We start from the raw sequence: 23161 nt of genomic DNA, 5'->3' as shown, positions 1-23161 counted from the left end.
GCCCGGCGGATCCGTCCGCCGGGCACCGCCTGTTTTCCGGAGCCGATGCCGGTGGTCAGTGGGAGACGACCAACTCCCGTGGATCCTCGTCGGCCGCCGTCGTCGACCGGGCGTGGGGGCGGGTTCCGGGGATCCTGCTCACCAATGGCCCCAGCGCCCATCGGACCAGGCTGATCACCCCGTACGGGAGGACGAAGATGAAAACAATCAGCGCAGCCCCATAGGTCATCCCCGCCGCCGACTGATTGATCTCCGCCGTCCACTGCGGCACGTACTGCACGAAGAACGCACCGAACACCACGCCCGGAACGGTGCCGAGGCCACCGATGACAATCATGGTGATGAAGGCGATCGCCAACGGCAGCCCGAATGCCTCGGGGCCGACGTACTGGACCACGAAGCTGTAGAGCACGCCGCCGACCCCGGCGAGGGCCGCGCTGAGCGCGAACACCGTCGTCTTCGTGCGGGTGGCCGGGACGCCGAGGGTGGTGGCCACAGCCTCGTAGTCACGGATTCCGATCAATGATCGGCCGATCCGGCCGGTGGAGAGCCGGCGCACGACGAGGTAGGCGAGCGCCGCCACCACCAGGCACAGGTAGTACACCCACTGGTCGCGTTCGAGCCCACTGAATCCGGGCGGTTCGGCGCCGGCGATATTGATGCCCGCTTGCCCGTCGGTGACGTGTTCGAACCGTTTGATCACCGCCGGGGTCACCAGCGCCAAACCCAGGGTGGCCAGCGCCAGCTGGAGTCCGTGCAGGCGCAGGGCGGGCAGCCCGAACAGATACCCGATGACGTAACAGACCGCGAACGCGATCGGAAGGAGCAACAGATACGGCACGTCGTGGTTCTCGACCAGCACAGCACTGAGGTAGGCGCCGACGGCGAAGAAGAAGCCGTGGCCGAGCGAGATCTGGCCGGTGTTGCCGGTCAACAGGTTCAGTCCCAACCCGACCACCACGTACACCAGCACCATGGAGCGGTCGAAGTTGACATACGGCGCCGACACCAGCGGCGCCACCGACGCCACGAGGACCACCAATGCGACTGTGGCCCTGGCCAGCCACCGTGGGGGGTCGAGTTCGGCGCGGGGGCGGCGAAGCAGTTCGACGATTCTCATACCCGGGCCACCTTCCGTGCGCCGAACAGGCCCTCGGGTTTGAGGAGCAGCACCCCGAGGATGAGGGCCAACGCCACAGCCTGTTTGAAATCGTGTCCGATCCAGGAAATGTAGGTACCGGCAAGGTTTTCCGCGACACCGACACACAACCCGCCGACGAGTGCACCGACCGGGCTGTCGAGGCCGCCGAGGACGGCGGCGGCGAATGCGTAGATCAGTGAGGCGACGAGCATGTTCGGTTGCAGGAACAGTTGCGGCGCCGCGAGGGAGGCGGCGAGGGCCCCGATCGCCGCGGCGAGACCCCAGCCGATCATCAGCATGCGGCCGACGGGGACCCCGAGAAACTCCGCGGAGTCGGGGTTGGCGGCCGCCGCCCGCATCGCCAATCCAACCTTGGTGCGCTGGAACAGCACGAACAGCAGCGCCGCGACCACACTAACGGCCCCGACGATCACCAGTGACTGCCGGGAGACCGCGACCGGGCCGAGGGTGAGCACCGGCCCGGCGGCGATCGCCGGGAACTCCTTGCTCTGCACACCCCACATCCACCCAGCGGCACTGTTGAGGACTAGCATCAAACCGAGTGTGATGATGACCAACGGCATGTGGTTCGGGGAGGACGCCAGCGGGCGGATCAGTACTCGTTCGGCGGCGGCACCGCCAATGAAGGCCACCACCATCGCGCCGAGCACGGCGGCATACAGCGGCGCACCCCACTGGTGGAACTGCCACGCGAAAAACGCCGAGAACATCGCCATCTCACCCTGCGCGAAGTTGACGATCCCGGAGGCTCGGTAGACCAGGACGATACTCAACGCGAACGCGCCGTACAGGGCGCCCCACGTGAGCCCGTCCACCAATTGTTGAAGAAATACATCCATGACCACTCTCCTGTGCTCAGTAGCCGAGGTAGGCGCGGCGCACCGACTCGTCGTGGGCCAATCCGGCGGCGGCGCGTTGGGCGACGACTCGACCGGCGTCGACGAGCACCGCGGACGTCCCGATGTCGAGAGCCAGATGCGCGTTCTGTTCGACGACGAGGATCGTCGTCTCGGACTCCTCACTGATTCGGCCGAGCGCGCGGAACACCTCCTGGGTGATGCGCGGGGCCAGACCGAGGGACGGCTCGTCGAGCAGCAGCAACCGCGGACCTGCCACGAGTGCCCGGGCGATCGCGAGCATCTGTTGTTCACCGCCGCTGAGCCCACCCGCCTGTTGCCGGCGCCGTTCCCGTAGCCGCGGGAAGAACTCATACCAGCGCTCGATCGCCCGGTCGGTGGCGGCGGCCGACGTGGTGTAACCACCGACCCGGAGGTTCTCTTCGACCGTCAGATCTCCGAACGTGCCGCGTCCCTGGGGAACGTGGGCCACCCCGAGTCGGGCGATCCGGTCGGTGCGCATACCGGTGATGTCCCGGCCGTCGAGGATGATGCGCCCTGTGGTACGCACCGTCTGGCAGATCGATCGCAGAATGGTGGTCTTCCCGGCGCCGTTCGCGCCGAGTACCACCGTGACCTCTCCTGCCGGTACGTGGAAATCGATGCCGTGCAGCACCCCTGCGCGCCCGTACCGGGCGTGCAAGTTTTCGACGGTGAGCATGTTCATGCCGCACCGCCCAGATAAGCCTCGATGACCTCGGGATGGGCTGCAACCTCGGCCGGTTCGCCCTCGGTGACCTTCTGCCCGAAGTTCAGTACCACCACACGGTCGGAGATCGACATCACCATAGCCATGTGGTGCTCGACGAGCAGCACCGAAAATCCCCGTTCGTCGCGCAGACGCCGGACCGTGTCGGCGAGTTCGAGGACCTCCTCGTGAATCAGGCCGTTCGCCGGTTCGTCGAGCATCAGCAGCCGGGGGCGTTGCATCAGTGCCCGCGCGAGCTCGACCCGCTTGAGCGTGCCATAGGGCAGGTTGCCGGCCGGTTCGCGGCCGACGTGCGCGAGATCCATCGATTCGAGCAGCGCCCAAGCTTCCTCCCGTTCACCGGCCTCCTCCCGGCGGGTGCGCGGCAGTCCCAATGCGGTGGCGAGGAAACCCGCGCGGGTACGCGAGTACGACCCGGTAAGGATGTTGTCGAGCACCGAGATCGTCGGGAACAAGCCGATGTTCTGGAACGTGCGCGCGATTCCGGCATCGGCGACCGCGTCCGCAGACAGCGCGAGCAGGTCGGTGGACCCGAAGGTGATCTGTCCCGAATCCGGTTGATACAGCCTGCTGATGCAGTTGAACAGGGTGGTCTTCCCGGCCCCGTTCGGGCCGATCAGCCCGACGATCTGTCCGGGCTCGATCGTGAACGACGGTCCATCGAGGGCGAGCACTCCGCCGAACCGCAGGTGAACATCGCTCACCTGCAGTGCGGGAACACCCGGCTGCCCGGCGGTCATCGGTCGGTGCTGCGCGTGACCACAGCGTCGTAGTGCCAACTGCCGTCGCGGAAGGTCATCGGAGCCATCGACGTGATCGCATACGGGTAGTCCGCGCTGGTGTCGAAGGTGACCCCGTCGATGGACAGGTCCGTCGTGACTGCGCGCAGGTTCTGGACGGAGTCGAGCAGATCGGCGCGGGTGCACCCCTTCATCTGCTCGAGGGCGGTGACGAGCAGCTGAGCCGTGTTGTACCCGGTCGCCGCGATCGTGTCGGTGGACTCGAGCGCGTCGGCGTGCCGCTCGGCGAACGCCCGCCAGTTGCGCATGCCCGGCAGCTGGTCGTGGTCGGGGCTGCTGACGTCGTAGATCCAGTAGAAGGAGTGCACCCCTTCGGCTGCGTCGAGGCCGGCCGGGGCCAAGACGAAGTTGGTGTCGGTGGCACCGGAGTAGATGTACGTCTCCGGCTTCCAGCTCAGCTCGTGGGCCTTCTTCAGCGACTGCGTCACGAAGCTGGCGGTGGCGAAGTTGACGAACACGTCGGCCCCGGAGTTCGCGAGGTTGACCACCTGCGAATCCACCGACGGGGTGGTCTGTTCATACGACTGCTGTGCGATGATCTGCGCGCCGCTGCCGTCGAGGGCGGACGTCAACGCGGCGAGGCTGCCGTTGCCCAGACTGTCGTTGGGATACAGGACCGCTACCTTCGCTTGCGGGTGATCGCGCAGGATCTGCTTGGCGCGCTCGGCAACCTCCCAGGCGGTCTGCGGGTTGACCGCGCCGGCCACCACGGGCCGTTCGTCGAGAGTGGCGAGCAACTCGTCCGTTCCGGTCATGGGGAACACCAGTGGGACGTTCTTCTGCGCGAGGTAGTCGACGACCGCAAGGGTCGACGCGGTGCCGATCAGGTTCTGGATCGCGAACACCTGTTGCTGTTCGACCAGCGACCGGACGTTGCCGACCGTGCGAGCGGGGTCGTACCCGTCGTCAAGTGCCGTATAGACAATTTTGCGGGACTTGCCGTCACCCATGGTGACGCCCCCCGCGGCGTTGATCTCATCGAAGAGGGCCGACGCCGCGGTGGCCTGGGGTCCGGCGATCGACTGGACCAGACTGGTGCCGAAGCGGATTTCGGTGTCGGTGATGCCGGGGTCGCAGTTCCCTGCGGCGGTGGCGGTTTCGCGCCCCGAGCATGCGGTCAGGGTCGCGGTGGCGCACAGGGCGGTCAGGCCCACGGCGAGGATGCGTTTCATGGTCGCTCCAGTGGAAGGAAGGCACACGCCCCGGAGGGGCCGGCTCAGGTATTTTCGGCAGCACGCAGCGGCGGCGACAGGAAATTCTTCGCCGCCGTGCGATGGTGAAGCAACTAGACCGTGGCGTGGGAGAAACGTTCACGCAGGTCGCGTTTGAGGATCTTTCCGGTGACGTTCCTGGGCAGGGTGTCGATGAACACGACCCGCCGGGGCACTTGAAATCCGCCGAGCTGTTCACGGCAGGTGGCGATGATGTCATCGGCGGTGGCGGTGGCACCGTCACGGAGAACGACGACCGCACAGACCAATTCGCCCCAGATGTCGTCCTCGACGCCGATCGCCGCGGCCTCGGCGACCGCGGGGTGACGGTAGAGGGCCTGCTCGACGGTCAGCGACGCGACATTCTCGCCACCGCTGATGATCAGATCCTTCTTCCGGTCCACGATATAGACGAAGCCCTCGTCGTCGCGGCGTACCAGGTCGCCGGTGTGGAACCATCCGTCCGTGAATGCGGAGGCGGTTGCGTCCTCGTCATGCCAGTAGCCAGTCATCACCTGGTCGCCGCGGACCACCATCTCCCCCACCTCACCGGCGGGTACGTCGCGCATGGTGTCGTCGACGATCCGGATATCGACCAGACGCATGGGTTTACCTGCCGCGGAGAGCAGTTCGCTCTCACCGCCGGCTGCGCGCCGGTGCGCGTCGTAGTCCAGGTGCAGCACATTGCCGGCGAGTTCCGTCATGCCCATGCCCTGATAGAAGTCGCAGCGGAGGCGTTCGAGCCCGTGCCGCAGCACCTCGGCGGGGATCGCCGAGGAACCGTAGCCGATTGCCTGCAGGGAGCTGAGGTCGTGGTCGGCGAGCGCGGGATCCTGGAGCAGGAAGTTGATCATGGTCGGTGCCAGTCCGGTCTGGGTGACCTGCCATCGCTCGACCAGGCGCAGGAATGTCGCGTTGTCGTACGTGCGGAGAATGCCGACGGTGCTGCCCATCAGGTGGTTGAGCAGCGTGACGTATCCGCCGACGTGGCAGAGCGGGAAGCAGAACAGAAAGACCGTGTCCTCGGGCAGTGCCCACTGCAGTGCCGACGACGTGACCCCGCTGACCAGGTTGCGATGGCTGAGCATCACGCCTTTCGGTGTGCCGGTGGTGCCGGACGTGTAGACCAGCCACGCAATGTCGTCCGGCGTCGGCCGCACCGACGGCGCCTGCGCCGGCCCGTTGCCCACGAATTCGTCCCAGCCGAGGGTTCCCGGGGCAGTTCCGATAAAGACCATGGTGTGCACCGAGGGGATCTGATCGCGAAGTTGTTCGATAGTGCCGGCGAACTCGGCCGCCACGATCAGCACGGTCGCACCGGAATGCTCGATCAGCGCGGCGATCTGGTCGGGATGCAGGCGGAAGTTGAGGATGGTCAGAGCCATTCCGGCCATCGGCACACCGTAGTAGCAGTCGAAGTACTCGGTGCTGTTGGTGGACAGGATTGCGACCCGGTCCCCTGGAGCAGCGACGCCGAGCAGAGCAGCCGCGAGTCGTCGGCTGCGGTCACGGAGTTCGGCGTAGGTCACTACCTCGTCCTCGAATCGCAGCGCGATCCGGTCGGGATGTTTGCGCGCGCTGTACTCGACGATGTCGCTGACCAGCATTCAATTTCTCCTCGGTACTGATGAAGTGGCGGTGGAGTGGGTTCTCACCGGATTGCGAGCGGGTTGATCGGCGACCCCACCCCGCGGGTGAACTGCAGGGGCGGTCCGGCGTAGAAGAAGTCGTAAACGCCGTCGGCAGCGCAGGCGGCGGACAGCTCCTCGAAGTCCAGCAACTCGGCAAGGGTCATGCCCATGTCCCGGATGAGCACCATGTGAAGCTCGAACAACGCCCCGGGGTTCTCGCCGGGCATCACCTCGACCGCCCAATTGTCCGAGCCCACCACCGCGACGTCGCGCTCGCGCAGCCAGGACGCGCACGACAGACTCAGTCCAGGCTCACCGGCCATGAAACTTGCCGGGTCGTGGTCGGCGAGAAACTTTGCCCGCCAACCGGTGCGGATCATCACGATGTCGCCCGAACCGATCTCGACGTTCTGAGCGGCAGCGACGGAATCGAGTTCGTCCGGAGTGATCGCGGTCCCGGCTTCGAGCCAATCCACACCGCGCGCCCTGGCCACGTCGAGCAGCACGCCGCGCCCGGCGATTCCCTTCGCCTGGGTGTGAATTCCGCACTTGTCGGCACCCTTGACGGTGACGCCGGATCCCGGATACCCGTTGTAGAGCTGATCGTCGTAGTGCACATGGGAAAGGGAGTCGTACTGCGAGCCAGCCTGCAGCGGCATGAAGACATAGTCGTCCGCCCATTTGAAACCGCCGGGAAGCACCTGCTCCTGCCCATTCTCGGCCATCAGCCGGATCGGATTGACCCGATTGCCTCCCGGCTGCGGCCCGTCACCGTCGAGCGGAATGCCCAGTTCGAAGATCTGGCCAGTCCGAATCAACTTCGCGGCAGCCGCCACGCACTCGGGCGTGATGAGGTTCGTGGTCCCCCGCTCGTCATCGACGCCCCAACGACCCCAGTTACTCACCCGCCGGCCCAACCCACGCATATCGGATATCGACGTCGTCATCCTGCCTCCTCGGCCAATCCAAAAACAAAGTATGACGTGACAGTCATGTCAACTACGCGAATTGTGACCCGCAACACCTCGGGTGTCAACACCGAGCCGTGGAGCACCAGCTTTCCGGCCAGCCGCTACTGCGACCAACGGCGAAGGACAGCCGACACGTGCCGACGGGCGCGCGCGATCCACACGCCATCGAACGACGCCGGTGCCGGGAGCCCGCGCAGCTTCGCGCACAGGCGGTGGCGTCCCGACCCTGAGGAAATACTGCCGAGCACCATCAGCACTGACTATCGAGCCGTTAGTGGCGCACTTGCGACGACGTTCGTGATTCCACGGATGGCACTTGACATGCTGTGACTCCTGCCACCATGAATTGGTTTAACCAAATTGGTTCAACCAACATCTGGAGGGAGTGGAGGTGGACGACGCGCTCGATTTGCTTGTAGCTCGACTGATCGATCTGAGCGTGCCCACCGAGGGGGCGCGCGCCGGCTCCCGCCCGAGCGGCAACTCGTGGAGAAGCTCGAAATCAGTCGGGGCACACTCCGCGAGCAACTCGCCATGCTCGAGTACCTCGGTGTGCTTCGGCGCCGGCGCGGGCACGGCACTTATCTCGATGCCCCCGACGCGTCGTTGTTCCGGACCTCGTTCACTCTCATGCACCGGCTCGGCTATCTCGGCACGGCCCAGTTCGTCCAGGCCCGCGAGATGATCGAGGAGTCGATCGCCGCGGAGGCGGCCCTGCAGGTGACCGACACCGACATCGCGGAACTGCGGCCGATCGTCGACCGGATGGTGGAGCGCACCGCCGACGGTGACCACGAGGGCGCCCTGGAAGCGGACCTGCAGATCCACGATTACCTGTTCGACACCGTGGACAATCCTGTCTTCAACATGATCAACGTAGGACTGAGCACGGTCCTGCGGGAGAATATCCGTTCCCGACGCACGCTGGCCCTCGAACTCGAATGCGTCGGCGACGTCGACGCGATCAACACCGACACCGTGCACTTCGGCATCGTCGACGCCGGCGAACACCCTTCAAGCCGCGGGCGCGAGGGTGATCGACGCCCCCGTCACCGGCGGTGTCGCCCGGGCCTGCACCGGCGAGCTGGTGATCTTCGCTGCCGGCGCCGACGCCGCATCGATCACGTCACCCCGGTTTTCGAACACCTGGGAACGGTGCGCACGGTCGGCCACCGTGTCCAGATCCGGCTCGACATCGCTAACCCGGATCAGAGCGTCGGCGCAAGATCCTCGAACGGGCGCCAATACTCGAGTGGCACCACCGTGCGGTGATGTCAGACTCCCACACGGTCGCGGATTGCTGTTACCAGCCCGCGGCGCACGCCTGTGACCGGGTCGATCCGCGGCGTGGGATCGGTGAACTTGCGTTCCGAGGCGGTCTCGGGCGCGTCGTCGGCGGTCGCTCGCAGAAACTGGTTCGGCAGCGCCAGCTTCGCGATGGTGCGCCAGGACTTCAGGTACTGCACGGGCAGCGATCCGCTCGTGTAGGGCAGGTCGTACTTTTCGCACAGCGCACGAACCCGCACGGAGATCTCGTGCAGCCGGTTGCTCGGCAGATCTGGGAACAGGTGGTGCTCAATCTGGTAGCAGAGGTTGCCGCTCATGAATGCCATGACCGGCCCCGCCTCGAAATTCGCGCTGCCGAGCATCTGCCGCAGGTACCACTGTCCCCGCGTTTCGTCTTCCAGATCGGCGGTGGTGAACTTCTCCGCGCCGTCGGGGAAATGCCCGCAGAAGATGACCATGTTGGTCCAGACGTTGCGGATCATGTTCGCCGTCAGGTTCGCGGTGAACGTGAGCGGGAACGCCGGACCGGTCAGTACTGGATAGAGAACATAGTCCTTGGCGATCTGCTTGCCGACCTTGGCGAGCAGATCGCGACCTCTGCGCACCAACTCGACCCGATCGATGCCGCCCTGGGTTACCTTGCCCAGCTCCAAATGCTGCAACGCCACGCCGTACTCGAAGAACAGCTGCAACAGTAGGTTGTAGACCGGATTGCCGACGCTCCACGGCTGCCAGCGCTGATCGCGGGTGACGCGGAGTAGGCCGTAGCCCACGTCGTCGTCCATCCCGAGCACATTGGTGTACTTGTGATGGATGTAGTTGTGGGTCTGCTTCCAGTGCGCCGACACGCCGGCGATGTCCCACTCCCACGACGACGAGTGGATCTCCGGATCGTTCATCCAATCCCACTGACCGTGCATCACGTTGTGGCCGAGCTCCATGTTCTCGACGATCTTGGCGGTGCCCAGCAGCGCCGTGCCGGCAAGCCAGGCCGGAGGAAACCAACTCGCGAACAACACTGCGCGACCACCTGTTTCGAGGGAACGCTGTAGTCGGATCGTGCTGTGAATGTACCGGGCGTCCCGCTCGCCACGCGACGCTTCGATATCACACCGGATTGCGTCGAACTCGCCGCAAAGCGCTTCGACATCCGCGTCGGCCAGGTGGGCATAGTCCGTAACATCGGAAATCGCCATGCGTCGACGCTAGCGTAGGTTACGCAACCGTAGGTTACGTGCAGATGAGATGTGCGTTAGCCGGGGCGGTACTCGCGAACAAATTTGGGGGGATGCTCACCAGAACGAACCCGAGCCTACGGATCGCCACCGACAGGCGATCGCGCAGCCGCGAGTCAGCCGGACTCTTGGGAGGAGTGAACCACCGGTCGGCCTGTGGTTGCGCACCGGAGCAGGGCTGGATCCGCACCGCCTCCCCGCACGAGCGACAGAAGAAACGTGCGATGACTATGTGGATCCGCCGCGTCGGTAGATGCTGCAGGTCGGGGGTGCCGGCACGAAGGTTCGTCCGTTGGATTCAGCTCACCGCAGGGAGGCTGGGCTGTCGGGATGGGGCAGTGTGGCGGTCAGTCCCGTGATCAGGATGTCGAGGCCGCGTTCGAGTTCGGCGGCGCCGTCATACGACGCCAGCACGGGTGCGAGACCACGCAGCAGCGGGAACTCGCCGATCGGTAGCCGGTGCAGTCCCAGGCGCAGCAGATCGTCGTGCTCGTCGGGGCGTTCGACGATTTCCTGGAGTTCGTTGAGGACGTGACCGTGGAGGAAGCCGAACAATGCCCGGTAGACGTGCAGGGCATCAGTCCCGGTGAAGCCGGCCCGGGTGAGCAAGCTCAGGATGTTCTCGAGGGGGCGCAGAGTTCCCAGGGGCCGCAGCCCCAGGGGCGTCGACAGGGGCCGGGTGACCAGCAGCGGGACCACGTGGGGATGATCGAGCGCCAACCGGCGGAAGCCCCGGGCGACCTCCCGGAGTTGGGTTGCCCAGTCGCCGTCGTCGGTGTCGACCTCGAGTTGGTCGAGGACGCTCTCGGCGACGGCGTCGAGGAGCGCGGCCTTGTTCGGAGCGTGACGGTAGAGGGTCATCGGGTCGCGGCCCAGGGCTTTGCCGAGGCGTCGCATGGACAGTGCGTCGATTCCGTCGCGGTCGATGATCGCAAGTGCTGCCGTCAGGATTCGCCGGCGGGTGATCGGACCGCCGTCCGGGACAGAACCGTTACCGGAGCGGATCGGGCGATCAGCGGGGGCCTTGGCCATCACAAACACTTCCCTTCGCTGCTTCCACTGTAGGCCTTTACCGTAGGTCTCGACAGTAGACCTACGGCGTTGACACACCGCGGAATACGGCGTTGACTGGGTACTACAACGTAGGCCCGGGAGGCCGCCATGATCATCATCTTCGGACTCGTCATTCTGCTCGCCGCGGTGGTCATCGGACTCGCGGGCGTGTTGACCAACAGCGGCGACGGGCACGCCCTGACCGATGATTTCGCCGTCTTCGGTTATCACGTCACCGGCTCCACCGGCACGCTGTTCCTGTACGGCATCGTCGTCGGCGCGGTCGGCCTCCTCGGGCTGAGCGTGCTACTGGCCGGTGCCCGGCGGACTTCCCGCCGCGGCCGCCTTGCCCGACACGACCTGAAGGATTCTCGCCAGCAGACAGCGGACGCGTACCAGGACCGGGACCGCCTCGCCGGGCAGCGCGACATGGTCGCCGCGGACCCGGACACAGTCGACAGAACCGCGAACGGGTCAACCCCTGGTGACCAGCGAGACGGGCGACGCGACTGGCGGCACCCGTTCGGCCACCGAACAACCGGGGCCGCCACCACCCACGACGTCGCGCGCTGAGGAAATCCACCGACATCGGGCCCGCAGCCACGCCGTCCGATCACCACAGAGAGAAGAAGTACCGCCATGAGCATCGGGAAGAAGCTTCGGCACAAGACGGAAACCGCCGAGGGCGCCACCAAGAAGACGGTCGGCAAGGCCCTTGGAAACGAACGCATGGAAGCCGAGGGCAGTGCAGACCAGGCCAAGGGCAACATGAAGCAAACCGGAGACAAGCTCAAGCAAGCGGGACAGAAGATCAAGCACACCTTCAAACACTGACCCGCTCGCACCGTTCGATACCCAATCCCCAGTCTCTGTCCCGAAATCAGGTCGCCCTCATGATCATTCTCGGAATCATCATCGCGCTCATCGTCATCGGCGTGGTCATGGTGATCATGGGGTCGATGGGCCACGCGGTGGCAGGGCACCGCCCCTACTACTGACCCGGCCCTGAGGCCCGCACCGGACGGGGCAGCACCCAGGTTCCGGAGGGACTCGTCCGGCACCTGGAGCACACCATGGCCATCTCCGACATCAAGGAATACGCACACCTCACCGACGCGGACGTCGAGGCACTCAGCGACGAACTCACCAGCATTCGCCGGGAGGTCACCAAGTCCCTCGGGGAGGCCGACGCCACCTACATCCGCCGCACCATCGGCCTTCAGCGGCTACTCGATGCCGCTGCACGACTGGTGATCTACGGCAGCAGGAAACCGGCGGGCTGGGCCCTCGGGACGACAGCGCTCGCGGTGGCCAAAAGCGTGGAAAACATGGAGATCGGCCACAACGTCTCCCACGGCCAATGGGACTGGATGAACGACCCCGAAATCCATTCCAGCAACTGGGAATGGGACATGGCCGGCCTGTCATCGCAGTGGCGGTATTCCCACAACTACCGCCACCACGTGTTCAGCAACGTCGTCGGGATGGACGAGGACCTCGGCTACGGTGTTCTCCGGATCACCCGCGACCAGCCGTGGAAGCCGGAACATCTACTGCAACCGCTGCGAAACCTGCTGCTGGCGGCGATGTTCGAATGGGGGATCGCCCTCCACGACCTGTACTCCGAACAGAACCGAGCCCGCACTGCCGCCGAGAAGTCCGCCCACACCCGAGCACTGATCGGAAAGATCGCCCGCCAGACGGGCAAGGACTACCTGCTCTTTCCCGCCCTCAGCGGACGCCGCTGGCGGCGAACGCTGACGGCGAACCTGACCGCGAATCTGCTGCGGAACGTGTGGTCGTACGTGGTGATCTTCTGCGGGCACTTCCCGGACGGCGCCGAGAAGTTCACCCTCACCGAACTCGAGAACGAGACACAGCCGGAGTGGTATCTGCGGCAGATGCTCGGCGCCGCCAACTTCCGGGCCGGCCCGGTGATGGCGTTCCTCAGCGGCAACCTGTGCTATCAGATCGAGCATCACCTGTTCCCCGACCTGCCCAGTAACCGCTACGCGGAAATCTCCACGAAGGTGCACGCATTGTGCGAGAAATACGACCTGCCGTACACCACCGGCTCCCTCGCCCGGCAGTATCTGCTGACGCTGCGCACCATCCACAAACTCGCACTCCCCGACCGGTTTCTGCGCGCGACCGCCGACGATGCCCCCGAGACGGCCTCCGAACTGAGATTCCGCACCGTGAGTGAGCCGGTCGCGGCAACTCCGGCTACCCGCATCGGGCTACGCACAGCCCTACGAACCCTGCACACGAACCGGCGCACCCGCCGGCGGAGGATTCCACCACCATCAACATCGGACGATCACCATGCCTGACACCACCCCTTCCCCGGCATCCGCCACCAACTCCTCGCGGGCGTCGTACGACAACTCGTCCTCCACCGCAGGCCGACTGGCGCAGAACAGCCTTTTCGAATGGTTCGCTCGGGGCGGGTTCGTCGTGAGCGGGATCGTGCACCTGATCATCGGCTACATCGCCATCCGGCTCGCCCTCGGCGGGGCAGCCGGCACCGCCGACCAATCCGGTGCCATGACGGAACTGGCTGCCAAACCGGGCGGCATCGCCGCACTTTGGGTGGGTGTGGTCGCATTCGTCATCATGGGACTGTGGCGGCTCGCCGAAGCGGCACTCGGTAGTTCGTCCCGACCCGGCGCCGACAGCAAGAAATCGGAAATCATCGATCGTGTGAAGGCCTTCGCCCTGGCGGTGGTCTACTTCTCGTTCGCCTTCTCGGCGTTCGGATTCGCCCGCGGCAGCGGAAAGTCGAGCAGCGGCCAGAGTGCGGGCACTACCGCCCGCCTGATGCACACCACCGCCGGCACGATCGCCCTCATCGCGGGGGCGCTGGTCATCATCGCCGTCGGCGGATACCACGTCTACAAGGGGATCAGTCGCAACTTCCTCGACGACCTCGAAGGAACCACCAGCCCGCTCGTGCGGCGACTGGGCATGGTCGGCTACATCGCGAAAGGTCTGGCCATCGCCGCCATCGGGTTGCTGGTGATCCTCGCCGTCAATCAATCCGAGCCCGATAAGGCCTCAGGACTCGACGGCGCCTTCAAAACCGTCGGCGCCCAACCCTACGGAGTAGCCCTCCTCATCGCGGCCGGTGCCGGCATCATCGCCTACGGCCTCTACAGCTTCGCCATGGCCCGCTACGCCAAGATGTAGTCGGGCGCAGCCCGAGCAGTTCGGACAGCCAACCGGCGCGATGGTCCTGTTCGTCCTGTGGCGCTCGTCGGCCCGAGCGAGTCCAAGCGCATCGCGGAGTGGGCAGGCATGAGCCGCTCGGCTACTTCTGCGTTGGTGAAGACGTTGACTCGCGACGGTCTGGTCGCGTCGGAACGGTCAACCACGAACGGGCGTGCACTGACGGTCTCACTGACCAGCGCTGGACATTCCGCCATCACCGACACGTTCCCGGCGCACAATCGTCGTGAACAACTCTGGACCAGCGCACTGACAGGTCCCGAACGTCTGCTTCTCACCGGCCTGCTGCAGAAGCTGACCACCGCAAATGATCAGGACGAGATCAAACGACGCTGACCCGCCTACGAGCGGAAAATCTGCTCCCGAACCGCTGTACCCATCGCTCGGTGCACGTCGTCATCGGACCGAAACAGGTTCCGGCGCAGGATACGTTTCGCATATGTGTGCACACATCGCGATGTGAGGTATCGGGGCATCTCGGACGGACATGCCGCATTCCTGTTGCCATCACGATAGACGCGTAAACAATTCGATCAACCCCTTGATTAAATGAAGATGGTCTGGCATAGTTGTGCCTCGGGTCACATTCGACCATCTGTTCAATTTGGTCCGGTTTCCGGACGCCGGTACCTGCGCCACGTATCACCCACCATCGAAGGGCATCAAATGTTGAGTGCAACAACCCCATTCAGCTGGAACAAGGAAGACTGGGCCCCGCTCACCGAGATGGCCGACGGCTTCGACGAGTACCTACCTGACCTCAGCAGGGCGCTCGACGGCCGGGAGATCGTGCTCGACGCTCGATACGTCGACAGCGGTAACTCGTTCACCCTCTCCCAGAAGTTCTCCAGTTCTGCAGTCGAGTGGGCTGTGATCGAGAACGGCACCGAAACCGCGCACGGCAGCGACAGCTACGAGCTGTTCGAGATGCAGCCCGGACTGTTTTACCTTCACTACCTGCGCGCCGGCGAGGATCACCCCGTCGCGCTCAGCGCCGCAATCGATACCGTCAGTGGGCAGGTCACCGGAGCGGTCGGCGAGCTCGGACTCGACCCGAACCCGGCAGCCGCTCGGCAGAGCTGGTTCCAGGGCCAAATTGCGGGATCCGGTGCCGTCCCGGAAGCGGCGCATATCGCCACAGACGAACTGATCGGACGCCGCGTTCGTTACGCATACAGCAGCGAGGACGTCTACGACCACGTCTATCTGAACGAGAACATCTTCACGTGGCTGTGCGTCGGCGGCACCGAGGTCGGTGTCGGTGACACCGAACATTGCACCTACTACAAGCTGCGCGAGAACACGTACCTGTTCTCTTGGCTCGAGAAGAACCTCGGTGTCGAAGGCATGGTGCTCATCGACCTGGCTGCGCACCGCACCGTCGGCATCCAATTCGCCCTCGATCAATACTGCGGAGAACTGGTCAACCTCACGATGGGCTCGTACGCGCAGGAATTCGAGCGCACGCCGGCGATCGACACTGCACGGCCCGGCCCCTCGACCAAGTAGCTCGAGCCGTACGCATTCGGCCGAACACCACCTACTCGATCCTGCACTACCCGCCCACCCCGGAGACGCCCCATGTCCACCACGCCACCCGTATCGTCGAGCGCAGCACCCCAGCCCGGTTTCACCGAACGATCAGGATTGCGTCCGGGCACGTTGGGCGTCGGGGCGATCATCTTCTTCGTGGTCGCGGCCGTGGCGCCCATGGCCGCGATCATCGGGGCCTCGCCGGTCGTGTTCTCCGCCAACGGAGCAACGGCCCCAGTGGTTTATCTACTTGCCGCTGGCCTGTTCGTAATCTTCTCCTCCGGGTACGTCGCCATGAGTCGGCACATACGTAACGCCGGTGGATTCGTGGCCTACATCGCACACGGACTGGGCCCGCGCGTCGCCACAGCAGGTGCAGGATTGGCCATCCTGTTCTACGGCAGCCTGCAATCGGCACTGTGGTCGCAGTTCTCGGTATTCGCCAACGCACTGATTGCAGACAAGCTCGGAGTCGACATTCCACCGCTGGTAATCGTCTTCGTGGTGCTGGCGGTCGTAACCACTCTGACCGTTGTCGGTGTCGACCTCAGCCTCAAAGTTCTCGGCGTTCTGGTCGCTCTCGAAATCGCGGTGCTCGTCGTCCTCGACGCTGCGATCATCTTCGGCGGAGGTGGATCGTCGGGCAACTCGCTGGCTGCCTTCGATCCTTCAGCGCTGGTCGGCCCAGGTCTCGGAGTAGCCTTCCTGTTCGCGTTCGCGTGCTTCACCGGTTTCGAGGCGACAGTGGTGTTCTCCGAGGAGGCCAAGAACCCCCGTCGCACTATTCCTCGGGCCGTCTACGGATCCATCGCCTTCATCGGCCTGTTCTACGCCCTGACCGTCTGGGCGCTCGGCAATTCGGTCGGATCGGATTCGGTACAGGCCGCGGCCACCGACGACCCTGCCGGATTCGTCTTCGCCATTGCCGAGAAGGAAGTCGGCCCCTGGCTCGCGACCTCCCTCGAAGTTCTCGTCGTCACCAGTTTCGTTGCGATGCTCATCGGATTTCAGAACATGTTCGCCCGCTACCTGTACGCGCTGAGCCGAGCGGGAGTCCTGCCCGCTCGATTGGGCACCGTCACCGCCAAGTCCGGAACACCCGCTACCGCTGCGCTCTGCGTAGGTGTGCTCATTGCCGTCGTCGTCGCCGGCTTCGGAATGGCCGGTGCAGATCCCATCACGGTCACCTTCAGCTGGCTCCTCTCGCTGGGCACCGTGGCTCTGATCGTGATCCTGATCCTCACGTCCATAGCGATCATCGCGTTCTTCCTCCGGAACAAGCTCGAAACGAACCTGTGGACGACGAAGATCGCACCAGTACTGTCGGTCGCCAGCTTCGGCTCCGTGGCATACATCGCGATCACCAACTACGACGTCCTGCTCGGTGGCCAAGGCGGGGCAGCTCAATGGCTGCTGTTGTTGATCCCCGCGGTTTCGGTAGCTGGGTTCGCTTGGGCCACGCTGCGCCCCGCAGTCGACTACGAAGCGGAATTGGTCTGATCTTCATCCCGTCAACCCTGAATGATCGGATCAGAACATGAATCTGGACCTGAACGACCGAGTCGCGCTGATCACGGGAGGCGCGTCCGGGATCGGCCGCGCTGTCACCGAAGCGCTCACGCGGGAGGGGGCCCGAGTTGTCATCGTCGACCGAGATGCGGCAGGGCAACAGGTAGCGGACGAGTTGCGCGCTGCGGGGCACGAAGCGGTATTCGTCCGCGCCGACATCACGGACGAGACAGACGTGGCATCTGTTGTTCGCTACACCCTCGAGACCTACGGCAGTCTCGACACCGTGTGCGGGTGCGCAGGAATATCGGGCCCGGTGGGCCGCAGGGTCGACGAAATCGACGCCGTAGACTGGGATCTGGTCCAGTCGGTGAACGTCCGGGGAAATTTCTTACTGGCCAAACACACCGTGGCAGCACTGTCCGGCAGCGACATCGGCACACTGGTGTTCGTGGCCTCGGACTCGGCGTTCATTGCGTTCGAGGGAATGACACCGTACAGCGTGTCCAAAGCCGCGCTGGTGATGCTCGCAAGATCTCTGTCGGTCGACCACCCGCGCATGCGGGTCAACGCCGTATGTCCGGGCATCGTCGACACTCCGATGTCGCGCGCCGACCTCGCTGCCGCGGAGGGTTTCGACACCGCATCGTTCCCGGTGGTGTCCGCCGATCAGATTGCTCGTCACGTTTTGTTTCTCGCGTCTCCGATCAGCGAACCTGCCAATGGAACCAGCCCGATCGTCGATTTCGGAATGCACTGCAGAGCCGCGATCGGAACCCTCGATTTCGGGTCGTCCTGACCGGTCGACTCGCCGCGTCGGCGGATCACTGCTCGTACCCAGAATCACTCCCATCGAACTCCACTCGAGAACATCATTTCTCACGACGAATACGGCGACTCGATCGGATATCTACACACCAATACCACGATCTGGACGGCCGACGCCGATCGACCTACCGCCACGAGCATGCTGGTCCGCGGTGGCGTGATTCGCCTCTAGCGACCCGGCACCCGAGCAACTGACCGGTGACGAGCAGGTCGTGGACCACGGCGGTGCTTTCCTGATGCCGGGCTTCGGGGACGTGCACAATCACCACCTCTAATATTGTCCCCGCCTGAAGGTGATCACTTCAGGTTCCCGACGACGCTCGAGGCGAGGCTGACAATCACCCGCCGCTGGTGTGGCTTTCGTGGGATGGCCACCTCGTCCGTCGCGGACACTCCGGCCGCTGATTGAGACACGGACATCTGCGAGAGAGTCGCTACTTGGAGGAATGCCGGCGGAGACGTCCACCCAGTCGGGGCCACTTCGACGGAAGGGACTCTGTGACAGCACAATCGAACGCCATCGAAGACCTCCCCGCCAAAGCCGGGAACGTGGTCGGTTACTTCGCTGTGTCGATCAGGTGTTCGGTGAGCCAGTGTTGGGAGAAGTCGAGCCATTCGCGGTAGTGGCCCATCGCGCAATGGTCGTCGTCGGGGTAGAGGCGAACGGTCCCATTCGGAGCGGTCTCGGCGAGGTCGATGCTGTCCTGGGTGCTCATCAGGGTGTCGTTGTCGCCGTTGATCACCAGCAGCGGCATCGAGATGTCCGAGTAGCGGTCTTCGATGGACAGTGCTGACAGTGCGCGCATCAGGTCGAGTGGATGTCGCGCGCCGAGTGTGTCGGCGAGTGCGCTGAGGATGATCTGCGGGGTGCCCAACGCGCCACCGGTAAAGGAGCGGTGCGTGGGTGCTCCGCACGCGATGGCGCAGGCGATGCGGTCATCGGTGGCGGCCAGACGTGCGGCCCAGTATCCACCGAAACTGACCCCGACCATGGCGATCCGGTCGGAGTCGAGACGGTCGTCGGCCACGAGGTGGTCGATGACCTCGTGGTAGATCGCTTCGGAGTCCGGGCCCATAGGCTTGGTGTAGGCGTAGCTGCCGGGCATCTCCATCAGAAACACCGCTACACCGGAATCGCGGTACCGCAGCTGCGGTATCGCCAATTCCTGAGCGGTGCCCTCGAGCCCGTTGGTGGTCAGCACCACCGGGTGCGGGCCCGGTCCGGGCGGCAGAAATAGATAGCCGGCCACGGTTTCCCGGTCGGAGACGGGGATCTCGACGTGCTCGACGGTGAGATTCAACGACGGGGCCAATGCACCGATGAGGACGTCGAACATCCGCCGTGATCGCCGATACGCGCGCATCCGTTGGCTGCTGTGTCCTGGGAATGCGCTGACCTGGTAGTAGGTGACGGCTTTGACCCACGCGTCGATCGCCCGAAAAGCGGTCGTTGCACGGAGCCGATCGGCAGCGGGGGTGTGGGCGGCGATGAGGTCGGAGACCGCGCCGAAACCCACTTGGGGTCCGTGGTCAGCGAACACAGCCGCTGCGGGGGCGATCAGATCGGTCAGGGTGGCGAGAGCGTCGGTGTCTGCAGCGGTGGTCGGGCTGCAGATGTCGGGGATCGGAGCCGACGTGGAGCCGGCTGTGAGGTCGCGCAGCAGTCCGGTGGCGCGGTCGGCGTGGCCGGCCGCGATCCGGTTCCAGTAGGTGCACCAGCGGTCGTCGCGGAACGATCGTGCCCTGGTCAACTGCTGCGCGAACTCTTCGCGGTCGAGTCCTCCCATATTGGCGTAGCGCAGGGCGAACAACGCGGGTAGGAACGGTGCTGCGCCGGTCGCGCGCGCGGCGAGATCGGTGGTGTGGGTGACCGCGCAGGCGGTGACGAACAGCTTCTGCAGGAAGGTGGCGTCGGTCATCGTAGGTTCCCTCTGTTCAGAGTGTGTTGGTGACGGCCGCGTTGCGACGAGCAAGTTCGACTGCCGCAGTGGGAGTTCCGCGCCATGGGAATCCGTGCCCCGGGACGATCCAGTCGGCATCGATGTCGGCCAAGATGCGCAGCGCGGTGTGTGCTTCATCGGGATGGTGGGTAAAAAACGGCGGCAGCAGTTGCGGACCCGTGATGGGCGAAAGGCTGTGGCCGGTGACCAAGGCATCGCCGGTGATCAGGACACGTTTGTCAGGAATGTGAAACGCACTGTGGCCGGAGGTGTGCCCGGAGCAGGCGATGGGGACCGGGGCGCCGGGTAGATCGAGCGCGCCGGCGCGGGGGTAGGACGTCGCGTGCGGGATCGTGACCGGTTTGAGAGCGCCCGCGCCGATGATGCGCGCCGTCCAGCGCATGCATCGTGGCCTCACGCAGCGTTTGATGATGTCGCCGGGGCGAGCTTGTTCGAGATCGCCGCTCCGGGCATGAGCGGCATCGGCTGTGCTCATGAACACCGGGGTGCCGTACTTCTCGTGGAAGTGGTTGATGGCTCCCATGTGATCGAGGTGTGCATGGGTCAGCAAAATCGCCTGGACACCGCTGGGGTGGCAGCCCAACGCTCGAATCGAGGCCTCCACTCGGGGCGTGTCTCCCGACCAGCCCGCGTCGATCAGCGTCAATGCCGCGCCGTCGCGTAACAGCACCCAGTTGACTGCAGTTCCTTCCACGCAGAAGACATTCTCGGCAACCTCTTGCATGCGACCCCCCAACTGTCGGAACGACTGTTCCGAAGCTAACATGCAGACACCACGTAACGGAACAGTCGTTCCGGTAGTCGAAGGGATCGGGCGATGAAGTTGCGACGAGTGCGCACCGCGGAAGGCCTTCAGGTGCAGGCGTCTGAGAGCGGTGGGCCGTGGGAGCCCATCACGGACCGAACTGCTCTGGGTGGACGGGTTTTCGACCCGGAGTGGGATCTGACCCGCGCCGACGAACACCTCCAGCGCAGTGCGCGGTTGCTGCCGTTCCAGCCTGCGTCGTTCCGGGACTTCATGCTTTACGAGCAGCATGTTCTCGATGCCAGCCGGGGCTTGCTGCAGCGGTTTCATCCGAGGCAGGAACGGGTGGTCGCGGCCGTCGAGACCCTCACCCGACGCACGTTCCCGCTCCTCAAACCCAAGCCGCTGTTCTACACTCAGCCGATCTACTACATGTCCAACGCGTTGACCTTCGTGCCCTCGGGGACACCGATAGTTGCGCCCTCGTACACCGGGGCGCTCGATTACGAGCTCGAGATCGGGTTCGTCCTGGCGCGCGAGCTGTTCAACGCCACTGCGGACGAGGCCCTGGACGCTATCGGCGCATTTGTCGTGCTGAACGATCTCAGCGCACGTGATGTGCAGCGCGCCGAGATGGAGAGCGGATTCGGCCCGCAAAAGTCCAAGCACTTCGCGACGTCGCTGTCCGAGGTCGCTGTCACCGCCGACGAAATTCTGCCCCGCATCGACGCCCTACAGGGAACGGTCAGCATCAATGGCACCACCGTGAGTACTGTGTCCAGCGCCGGGATGCACCACAGCATCGGAGATGTTCTAGCACACGCATCCCGCGACGAGACCCTGCGACCCGGCGAATTGTTCGCCACCGGCACACTTCCCGGCGGCAGTGGCATGGAGACCGGACACTGGGTCAAATCCGGTGACATCCTGGAACTCGGTATCGACGGGATCGGTAGCATCCAACACGCCATACTCGGATCGTGACAGCTCTCTCCCCTGACAACCCGCAACCGCTGAGTTCGCGGGACGCCAATCGCGCCGAACTGCGGATGCGGCTGCTCGACACGGCCGAGGAGCTCTTCGCCGACCGCGGCTACTTCGGCGTCAGCGTCCGCGACATCACCGACCGCGCCGACACCCGACTGGCCGCGATCAGCGAACAATTCGGCGGCAAGGAAGGCCTGTTCCAGGCAGTACTGGCTCGACGTATTCGACCCCTCAACGACGACCGACGCGCCCATTTGGCGAAACTACCGGCCCACGGAGCTCGAGCTCGACGCCTGTGCGCACTCATCGACGCGTTCACCGAACCGATGCGCCAACGCGCCAGCGATCCCGGGTGGGGCAACTACTTTCGGCTCATCGCCCAACTCGCCAACTCCGGACATCCCATCGGACGGCTGATCGTCGACGACTTCAACACCATCGCCACCGACTTCATAACCCAGCTGCACGCTATGTTCCCGGAGGCGGACGACGTGGCAATTCACGACGCCTACCTACACCTTGCTGCCGCGACGATGCACACCTACTCCAACAATCTCCGGCTCGACAGCCTCACCAGGGGCCGCATGCACACACGCGACATCGACGAACGACATCAAGCACTACTGCGCTTCGTCGAAGGCGGCATCACTGCGATGGTGACAAGCGAAGCGTGACATGAAAACACGCACCTGACGTGCGCTGAACCGGGTTCAGTACGGGCTCGCTGTGCTGAATCCTCCCTATACAACCAGCCACCCGCGAGCATCCTGAAGTGCCACAAGTGCGCCTTACAGAACGGGCCGAGACTGCGTTGCTTCCCGCATTGAGATCCTACTGGCGGGCCGCGCCGGCTTGGTCGAATTGCAACTCGACGCCAACGCCGATCTCGCCGGGGCTCCCACCTCCCACACAGCTCTTCTCCTCGAGCCGTATCTGCCCGAGGAGCGCAGCGACGACTGGTGCGGTCAAAGCACGATGTCGCAGACCGACCTCACCGAGTGGCTACTGGAGGTCAGTGGTCGGACATCGAATCCCGGGCGGGCGTTCGGCCTTTCGTTGTAGCTCAGCTGGCTATGGGCGCAGCGATTCTCGCGATCTTCCCCGCGGTATTCGCGTCGGCGAACGTCGGACCGGTCTACTGGACGTTGACCGTGATCACCGCAGCCTCCCTCCCCAGCGTGGCCACCCTCGACGGCACCTTCATGCACGCAGGTTCACCAGACCCTTCATCGCCGGTGTGATCTTCGATTCATCCGGGTTCGGCGGAATGCTGATCTTCTCCACCGTCTGCTTGATTGCCTCGTTCGCCTTCATCGCAGCAGCGACCTCCGGACGACGACAAGTTCTGTAGAGCCACGCGAAGAGCCCACGCCCAGTGGCGGTTGCAGCCGACACCGGCTGTCACCGCACAACAG

At 64.5% G+C, this 23161-nt stretch carries 24 protein-coding genes and 1 pseudogene; 14 read left to right on the top strand and 11 right to left on the bottom strand.

Going from position 1 to position 23161, the window contains the following annotated elements; genetic code table 11:
- Positions 1 to 55: 55 nt before the first annotated feature.
- From JQT59_RS08620 to JQT59_RS08590, 7 genes are all read right to left on the bottom strand, one after another.
- Positions 56 to 1120, bottom strand: a complete 1065-nt coding sequence (locus tag JQT59_RS08620) for a branched-chain amino acid ABC transporter permease (RefSeq protein ID WP_213575770.1) — start codon at positions 1118 to 1120, stop codon at positions 56 to 58.
- Entirely contained in the window at positions 1117 to 2001 is an 885-nt protein-coding gene (locus JQT59_RS08615; protein ID WP_213575769.1) for a branched-chain amino acid ABC transporter permease, read from the bottom strand. The genes JQT59_RS08620 and JQT59_RS08615 overlap by 4 nt, the downstream gene beginning before the upstream one ends.
- A 16-nt stretch (positions 2002 to 2017) precedes the next feature.
- Positions 2018 to 2725: an ABC transporter ATP-binding protein gene (locus tag JQT59_RS08610; protein WP_213575768.1), complete on the bottom strand. Its 708-nt coding sequence runs from the start codon at positions 2723 to 2725 to the stop codon at positions 2018 to 2020.
- Positions 2722 to 3507 (bottom strand): ABC transporter ATP-binding protein, encoded by a 786-nt coding sequence (locus JQT59_RS08605; protein ID WP_213575767.1) that lies wholly within the window; start codon positions 3505 to 3507, stop codon positions 2722 to 2724. The genes JQT59_RS08610 and JQT59_RS08605 overlap by 4 nt, the downstream gene beginning before the upstream one ends.
- Positions 3504 to 4739, bottom strand: a complete 1236-nt coding sequence (locus tag JQT59_RS08600; RefSeq protein ID WP_213575766.1) for an ABC transporter substrate-binding protein — start codon at positions 4737 to 4739, stop codon at positions 3504 to 3506. The genes JQT59_RS08605 and JQT59_RS08600 overlap by 4 nt, the downstream gene beginning before the upstream one ends.
- A gap of 113 nt (positions 4740 to 4852) precedes the next feature.
- A complete protein-coding gene (locus JQT59_RS08595) occupies positions 4853 to 6385 on the bottom strand; it encodes a long-chain-fatty-acid--CoA ligase (RefSeq protein ID WP_213575765.1) in 1533 nt (510 codons plus the stop codon).
- 44 nt (positions 6386 to 6429) lie between these two features.
- Positions 6430 to 7356: a cyclase family protein gene (locus JQT59_RS08590; protein ID WP_213575764.1), complete on the bottom strand. Its 927-nt coding sequence runs from the start codon at positions 7354 to 7356 to the stop codon at positions 6430 to 6432.
- 384 nt (positions 7357 to 7740) lie between these two features.
- Here JQT59_RS08590 and JQT59_RS38330 point away from each other — a divergent pair.
- Positions 7741 to 8289 (top strand): annotated as a pseudogene (locus tag JQT59_RS38330) (FadR/GntR family transcriptional regulator); the annotation flags it as partial.
- Positions 8290 to 8413: 124 nt separating this feature from the next.
- Complete coding sequence (locus JQT59_RS38325) at positions 8414 to 8710, top strand: hypothetical protein (protein ID WP_502939845.1); 297 nt, start codon at positions 8414 to 8416, stop codon at positions 8708 to 8710.
- On the opposite strand, the gene JQT59_RS08580 is transcribed toward JQT59_RS38325, so the two are convergent.
- Both JQT59_RS08580 and JQT59_RS08575 read right to left on the bottom strand, forming a co-directional pair.
- Positions 8655 to 9863, bottom strand: coding sequence for a fatty acid desaturase family protein (locus tag JQT59_RS08580; protein WP_213575762.1), 1209 nt, complete (start codon positions 9861 to 9863; stop codon positions 8655 to 8657). The two genes, JQT59_RS38325 and JQT59_RS08580, sit on opposite strands and share 56 nt — an antisense overlap.
- 342 nt (positions 9864 to 10205) lie before the next feature.
- A complete protein-coding gene (locus JQT59_RS08575) occupies positions 10206 to 10934 on the bottom strand; it encodes a TetR/AcrR family transcriptional regulator C-terminal domain-containing protein (RefSeq protein ID WP_213575761.1) in 729 nt (242 codons plus the stop codon).
- Positions 10935 to 11063: 129 nt separating this feature from the next.
- On the opposite strand from JQT59_RS08575, the gene JQT59_RS08570 reads away from it, so the two are divergent.
- The 9 genes from JQT59_RS08570 (at position 11064) to JQT59_RS08535 (ending at position 18024) form a co-directional block, all read left to right on the top strand.
- Positions 11064 to 11528: a hypothetical protein gene (locus JQT59_RS08570; RefSeq protein WP_213575760.1), complete on the top strand. Its 465-nt coding sequence runs from the start codon at positions 11064 to 11066 to the stop codon at positions 11526 to 11528.
- A 66-nt stretch (positions 11529 to 11594) separates the two neighbouring features.
- Positions 11595 to 11789, top strand: a complete 195-nt coding sequence (locus JQT59_RS08565) for a CsbD family protein (RefSeq protein ID WP_213575759.1) — start codon at positions 11595 to 11597, stop codon at positions 11787 to 11789.
- A gap of 59 nt (positions 11790 to 11848) precedes the next feature.
- On the top strand, positions 11849 to 11953 hold the full coding sequence (locus tag JQT59_RS36780) for a DUF6131 family protein (protein WP_249354258.1): 105 nt from the start codon (positions 11849 to 11851) through the stop codon (positions 11951 to 11953).
- A gap of 75 nt (positions 11954 to 12028) precedes the next feature.
- Entirely contained in the window at positions 12029 to 13288 is a 1260-nt protein-coding gene (locus tag JQT59_RS08560) for a fatty acid desaturase family protein (protein ID WP_213575758.1), read from the top strand.
- Positions 13281 to 14144, top strand: coding sequence for a DUF1206 domain-containing protein (locus JQT59_RS08555; protein ID WP_249354256.1), 864 nt, complete (start codon positions 13281 to 13283; stop codon positions 14142 to 14144). Before JQT59_RS08560 ends, JQT59_RS08555 begins: the two co-directional genes overlap by 8 nt.
- 57 nt (positions 14145 to 14201) lie before the next feature.
- Positions 14202 to 14519 carry a MarR family winged helix-turn-helix transcriptional regulator gene (locus JQT59_RS08550; protein ID WP_213575757.1) on the top strand — a complete coding sequence of 106 codons (318 nt, stop codon included), beginning with the start codon at positions 14202 to 14204 and terminating at the stop codon, positions 14517 to 14519.
- 330 nt (positions 14520 to 14849) lie between these two features.
- The gene (locus tag JQT59_RS08545) at positions 14850 to 15692 is read left to right on the top strand and encodes a MoaF C-terminal domain-containing protein (RefSeq protein ID WP_213575756.1); all 843 of its coding nucleotides are present in this window, start codon (positions 14850 to 14852) and stop codon (positions 15690 to 15692) included.
- Positions 15693 to 15764: 72 nt separating this feature from the next.
- Positions 15765 to 17216 carry an APC family permease gene (locus tag JQT59_RS08540; protein ID WP_213575755.1) on the top strand — a complete coding sequence of 484 codons (1452 nt, stop codon included), beginning with the start codon at positions 15765 to 15767 and terminating at the stop codon, positions 17214 to 17216.
- A 37-nt stretch (positions 17217 to 17253) separates the two neighbouring features.
- A complete protein-coding gene (locus tag JQT59_RS08535; protein ID WP_213575754.1) occupies positions 17254 to 18024 on the top strand; it encodes an SDR family NAD(P)-dependent oxidoreductase in 771 nt (256 codons plus the stop codon).
- A gap of 586 nt (positions 18025 to 18610) precedes the next feature.
- On the opposite strand, the gene JQT59_RS08530 is transcribed toward JQT59_RS08535, so the two are convergent.
- Both JQT59_RS08530 and JQT59_RS08525 read right to left on the bottom strand, forming a co-directional pair.
- The gene (locus tag JQT59_RS08530; protein WP_213575753.1) at positions 18611 to 19972 is read right to left on the bottom strand and encodes an alpha/beta hydrolase family protein; all 1362 of its coding nucleotides are present in this window, start codon (positions 19970 to 19972) and stop codon (positions 18611 to 18613) included.
- A gap of 16 nt (positions 19973 to 19988) precedes the next feature.
- Positions 19989 to 20708: an MBL fold metallo-hydrolase gene (locus JQT59_RS08525; RefSeq protein WP_249354254.1), complete on the bottom strand. Its 720-nt coding sequence runs from the start codon at positions 20706 to 20708 to the stop codon at positions 19989 to 19991.
- Positions 20709 to 20831: 123 nt separating this feature from the next.
- On the opposite strand from JQT59_RS08525, the gene JQT59_RS08520 reads away from it, so the two are divergent.
- The 3 genes from JQT59_RS08520 (at position 20832) to JQT59_RS08510 (ending at position 22808) form a co-directional block, all read left to right on the top strand.
- On the top strand, positions 20832 to 21743 hold the full coding sequence (locus tag JQT59_RS08520; RefSeq protein WP_213575752.1) for a fumarylacetoacetate hydrolase family protein: 912 nt from the start codon (positions 20832 to 20834) through the stop codon (positions 21741 to 21743).
- Positions 21740 to 22420 carry a TetR/AcrR family transcriptional regulator gene (locus JQT59_RS08515; RefSeq protein WP_213575751.1) on the top strand — a complete coding sequence of 227 codons (681 nt, stop codon included), beginning with the start codon at positions 21740 to 21742 and terminating at the stop codon, positions 22418 to 22420. Before JQT59_RS08520 ends, JQT59_RS08515 begins: the two co-directional genes overlap by 4 nt.
- A 178-nt stretch (positions 22421 to 22598) precedes the next feature.
- Positions 22599 to 22808: a hypothetical protein gene (locus tag JQT59_RS08510; protein WP_213575750.1), complete on the top strand. Its 210-nt coding sequence runs from the start codon at positions 22599 to 22601 to the stop codon at positions 22806 to 22808.
- The last annotated feature ends 353 nt before the right edge of the window (positions 22809 to 23161 follow it).

Origin of the sequence: Rhodococcus sp. USK13 (assembly GCF_018343855.1) — a bacterium.
In the GTDB taxonomy this organism is placed as follows: domain Bacteria; phylum Actinomycetota; class Actinomycetes; order Mycobacteriales; family Mycobacteriaceae; genus Rhodococcus_F; species Rhodococcus_F oxybenzonivorans.
This window is presented reverse-complemented; position numbering and strand designations above follow the sequence as displayed.

Bases quoted from the DNA above. Each gene is read 5' to 3' on its own strand.
- JQT59_RS08620 (WP_213575770.1), bottom strand. From the start codon at position 1,120: ATGAGAATCGTCGAACTGCTTCGCCGCCCCCGCGCCGAACTCGACCCC.
- JQT59_RS08615 (WP_213575769.1), bottom strand. From the start codon at position 2,001: ATGGATGTATTTCTTCAACAATTGGTGGACGGGCTCACGTGGGGCGCC.
- JQT59_RS08610 (WP_213575768.1), bottom strand. From the start codon at position 2,725: ATGAACATGCTCACCGTCGAAAACTTGCACGCCCGGTACGGGCGCGCA.
- JQT59_RS08605 (WP_213575767.1), bottom strand. From the start codon at position 3,507: ATGACCGCCGGGCAGCCGGGTGTTCCCGCACTGCAGGTGAGCGATGTT.
- JQT59_RS08600 (WP_213575766.1), bottom strand. From the start codon at position 4,739: ATGAAACGCATCCTCGCCGTGGGCCTGACCGCCCTGTGCGCCACCGCG.
- JQT59_RS08595 (WP_213575765.1), bottom strand. From the start codon at position 6,385: ATGCTGGTCAGCGACATCGTCGAGTACAGCGCGCGCAAACATCCCGAC.
- JQT59_RS08590 (WP_213575764.1), bottom strand. From the start codon at position 7,356: ATGACGACGTCGATATCCGATATGCGTGGGTTGGGCCGGCGGGTGAGT.
- JQT59_RS08580 (WP_213575762.1), bottom strand. From the start codon at position 9,863: ATGGCGATTTCCGATGTTACGGACTATGCCCACCTGGCCGACGCGGAT.
- JQT59_RS08575 (WP_213575761.1), bottom strand. From the start codon at position 10,934: ATGGCCAAGGCCCCCGCTGATCGCCCGATCCGCTCCGGTAACGGTTCT.
- JQT59_RS08570 (WP_213575760.1), top strand. From the start codon at position 11,064: ATGATCATCATCTTCGGACTCGTCATTCTGCTCGCCGCGGTGGTCATC.
- JQT59_RS08565 (WP_213575759.1), top strand. From the start codon at position 11,595: ATGAGCATCGGGAAGAAGCTTCGGCACAAGACGGAAACCGCCGAGGGC.
- JQT59_RS36780 (WP_249354258.1), top strand. From the start codon at position 11,849: ATGATCATTCTCGGAATCATCATCGCGCTCATCGTCATCGGCGTGGTC.
- JQT59_RS08560 (WP_213575758.1), top strand. From the start codon at position 12,029: ATGGCCATCTCCGACATCAAGGAATACGCACACCTCACCGACGCGGAC.
- JQT59_RS08555 (WP_249354256.1), top strand. From the start codon at position 13,281: ATGCCTGACACCACCCCTTCCCCGGCATCCGCCACCAACTCCTCGCGG.
- JQT59_RS08545 (WP_213575756.1), top strand. From the start codon at position 14,850: ATGTTGAGTGCAACAACCCCATTCAGCTGGAACAAGGAAGACTGGGCC.
- JQT59_RS08540 (WP_213575755.1), top strand. From the start codon at position 15,765: ATGTCCACCACGCCACCCGTATCGTCGAGCGCAGCACCCCAGCCCGGT.
- JQT59_RS08535 (WP_213575754.1), top strand. From the start codon at position 17,254: ATGAATCTGGACCTGAACGACCGAGTCGCGCTGATCACGGGAGGCGCG.
- JQT59_RS08530 (WP_213575753.1), bottom strand. From the start codon at position 19,972: ATGACCGACGCCACCTTCCTGCAGAAGCTGTTCGTCACCGCCTGCGCG.
- JQT59_RS08520 (WP_213575752.1), top strand. From the start codon at position 20,832: ATGAAGTTGCGACGAGTGCGCACCGCGGAAGGCCTTCAGGTGCAGGCG.